This window comes from Stenotrophomonas sp. STEN030 (assembly GCF_056759995.1).
On record NZ_JBRREB010000111.1, the window covers coordinates 1 to 3,471 of the forward strand.

At 60.3% G+C, this 3,471-nt stretch carries 2 protein-coding genes; one reads left to right on the forward strand and one right to left on the reverse strand.

Features of this window, described 5'->3' with window-relative positions; genetic code table 11:
* Nucleotides 1–230 (reverse strand): hypothetical protein (locus tag ACVOLR_RS19950; RefSeq protein WP_481537972.1); only part of this gene is annotated, 230 nt, incomplete at its 3' end.
* A gap of 126 nt (nucleotides 231–356) precedes the next feature.
* Here ACVOLR_RS19950 and ACVOLR_RS19955 point away from each other — a divergent pair.
* Nucleotides 357–3,125, forward strand: coding sequence for a TonB-dependent receptor (locus ACVOLR_RS19955; protein ID WP_481537973.1), 2,769 nt, complete (start codon nucleotides 357–359; stop codon nucleotides 3,123–3,125).
* Nucleotides 3,126–3,471 lie beyond the last annotated feature (346 nt).

Sequence of the window (3,471 nt, forward strand, 5' to 3'; positions counted from 1 at the left end):
CTTGGCTCTCGCTCTTGGCTCTTCACTTCCACGCGAACCTCAAAAACAAGAGCGATTCCCGCCTGCGCGGGAATGACGGCATAGAACCAGAACCACAACCAACGCCATAGCCAGAGCGATTCCCGCCTGAGCGGGAATGACGGCGTGAAGGCAGAACCGCCGCAGAAAGCGTTTTCAGCCCTATCTTCCGCCGCAAAGCCCCATTGAATACGTATGCAGCCCAGCGCCACGGGCTTGCCCGCTGATTACCATGCGAGTCAGTCGCAAGCAGCAAAAGCAGCGATGCATCCCCCACACAAAAAAATACGGGGGAGCACAACAAAACAACCAAACGACATCACCTGGGAGAGGGGAGTATGTTGAACACCAAGCGCAATCTGCTGAGCGTTGCACTGGCCTCAGCCATCACATTGACTGCCACCGGCGTGCACGCGCAGACCGTGGACGACGAAGCCAAAGCGAAGGCCAAGGCTGAAGCTGTCGATCTGGACACCGTCACCGTCACCGGCATCCGCCGCGGCATCGAGAGCGCGATCTCGGTCAAGCGTGACTCGACCTCGATCGTGGAGGCCATCTCGGCCGAAGACATCGGCAAGCTGCCGGACGTCAGCATCGCCGAATCCATTGCCCGCCTGCCCGGCCTGGCCGCCCAGCGCGTCGCCGGCCGTGCCCAGGCCATCAGCGTGCGCGGCCTGTCGCCCGACTTCGCCACCACCCTGCTCAATGGCCGCGAAATGGTCAGCACCGGCGACAACCGCTCGGTGGAGTTCGACCAGTACCCGTCCGAACTGATCAGCGGCGTCACCGTGTACAAGACCCCGGACGCCGGCCTGGTTGGCCAGGGCCTGTCCGGTACCCTGGACCTGCAGACCGTGCGCCCGCTCAGCTACAACGAGCGCGTCATCGCCGTCAGCGGCCGCTACCAGAAGAACTCGCTGGGCGAAGCCGCCGGCGAAGACCCGTACGGCAACCGCCTCAACTTCAGCTATGTCGACAAGTTCGCCGACAACACCATCGGCCTGGCCATCGGCATCTCCCACTCGGAGATGTCCAAGCAGGAAAACCAGGTCGGCCTGTACGAGCCGTGGCAGGCCATCGGCGACAACTGGCGCCCGGGAGTAGCTGCCGGCACCTTCTATTCCGACGGTATCAAGGCGCTGCGCCGTACGGGCAATGCCAAGCGTGACGGCGTGATGGCGACCCTGCAGTTCCGGCCGAACAACAGCTGGACCAGCACGCTGGACACGTTCTACACCAAGGCCAAGGAACACGACACCGCCAACCAGATGGAAATCCATCTGGGCGATTACAATGGCAACTACGACCGTTTGAACGTCACCGACGTGGTGGTCAACGGCAATGGCAGCTTCGTCAGCGGCGTGGCGCACAACGTCTATCCGTTGGTGCGCGGGATGTACAACAACCGCGAAGACACGATCAAGGCGATCGGCTGGAACAACGAATTCACCTTCGGTGATGTGCGCGTGGTTGCCGACGTCAGCTGGTCCAAGGCCGAGCGCGACGAGCTGAATCTGGAAAACAACCTGCAGTTGCTGCCGGCACCGATGCTGGATTCGGTGAAGCTGAATTTCGCGGGCGGCAACTTCCCGCAGTTCACCCCGAGCCGGGACTATTCGGACTTCAGCAAGCTCTACCTGACCAACACTATCTACGGCTCGGGCTACGGCAAGACCCCGCATGTGGATGATGAGCTGAAGGGCTTCAAGCTGGCTGCCACGTTCCCGGTACCGGAAGGCTTCACCTGGTTCTCCGACTTCGACGTCGGCATGAACTACGCCGACCGCAGCAAGAACAAGACCCAGGCCGAAGGCAACATCAACCTCGGCGCACAAGGCATCACCAGCATCGCCGCCGACCTGCAGTACAAGCCGGTCAACCTCGGCTTTGCCGGCGCCGGCTACATCCCGGCCTGGAACGTGCCTGCTGCAGTTGGCCGCTACATGACGTTCAACCCGACCACCACCGAGAGCTATCTGATTCCCAAGCAGTGGACGGTGGACGAGAAGATCACCACTACCTTCCTGCGCGCCAACATCAGCACCCAGATCGGCTCGATCCCGGTGCGCGGTAATGTTGGCATCCAGGCCCAGCACGTTGACCAGTCCTCGCACTCCAACTACTGGGATGGCTCGCAGCCGGTTGGCAGCCAGGTGATTCCGATCAACGCCGGCAAGAAGTTCCTGGACTTCCTGCCCAGCTTGAACCTGGCCTTCGAGCTGCCGGCCGAGAACACCGTGCGTTTCGCCATGGCCCGCCAGGTCGCGCGTCCGCGCGTCGACGAGCTGCGTGCCTCGATGGAATTCGGCATGGACACCAACAACGGCAAGCCAGGCTCCAGCGGCGGCAACCCGACCCTGGATCCGTGGGTAGCCAACGCAGTCGACCTGTCCTGGGAAAAGTACTTCGGCAACAAGGCCTATGTGGCCGCCGCGGTGTTCTATAAGGACCTGAAGAGCTACATCTACACCGAAAAGCGTGACGGTTACGACTTCACCAACCAGGTGGCAGAGTGGCTGAAGGTTGGCACCAATGCAGCCCAGCTGCAGGTACCTGCACAGTCGATCGGTTACTACACCGCACCGTTCAACGGCACCGGTGGCAGCCTGCGCGGTGCCGAATTGACCGCCTCGTTGCCGCTGGATCTGTTCTCCGACGCCCTGCGTGGCTTCGGTGTGGTTGCCAGCGCCAGCTTCAATGACAGCGACATCATGATCAAGCCGGATCCGGCCAACACCTCCAGTGTGGGCAGCGAGCCGATCATGCTGCCGGGCCTGTCCAAGCGCGTTTACAACTTCACTGCCTATTACGAAAACAGCGGTTTTGAAGTGCGTTTGAATCAGCGCAAGCGTTCGGACTTCATCGGTGAAATCGGCAACTTCAACGGTGCCCGCACCCTGCGTTACGTAAAGGGTGAGAACGTGTTGGACGCGCAACTTGGCTACAGCTTCGGCGACGGCACGATGTTCAATGGTCTGAGCCTGTTCCTGCAGGCCAGCAACCTGACCAACTCCAAGTACGAAACCTATGCCGGCACCAAGGACCGTCCGCTGGAAACCGTGGAATGGGGCCGCACTTACCAGGTGGGTGTGAACTACAAGTTCTGATTGGTTCTGGTTGGAAGTGCATTGGAGGCCCCCTGCTTTTTCACCGGGCCATTTGCGTTGTGAGATGGCCCCACGCTTTCCGTAGTCCAGAAGGAATTTGCTGAAGTTTTTACAGCCAAAGCATTGGCCATCTAACCGATGCTGTTGCTGTTGCTCTTGTTCTTCTTGTTGTTGCTGCTGTTCTTGTTGTTTCTGTTGAAGCTGTGCCGTCATTCTCGCGCACGCGGGAATCGCTCTGGCTCTAGCTCTTGGCTCTTGGCTCTTGGCTCTTGGCTCTTGGCGCTTGGCTCTTGGCTCTTGGCTTTTGGCTTTTGGCTCTCGGCTCTCGGCTCTTAGCTCTTAGCTC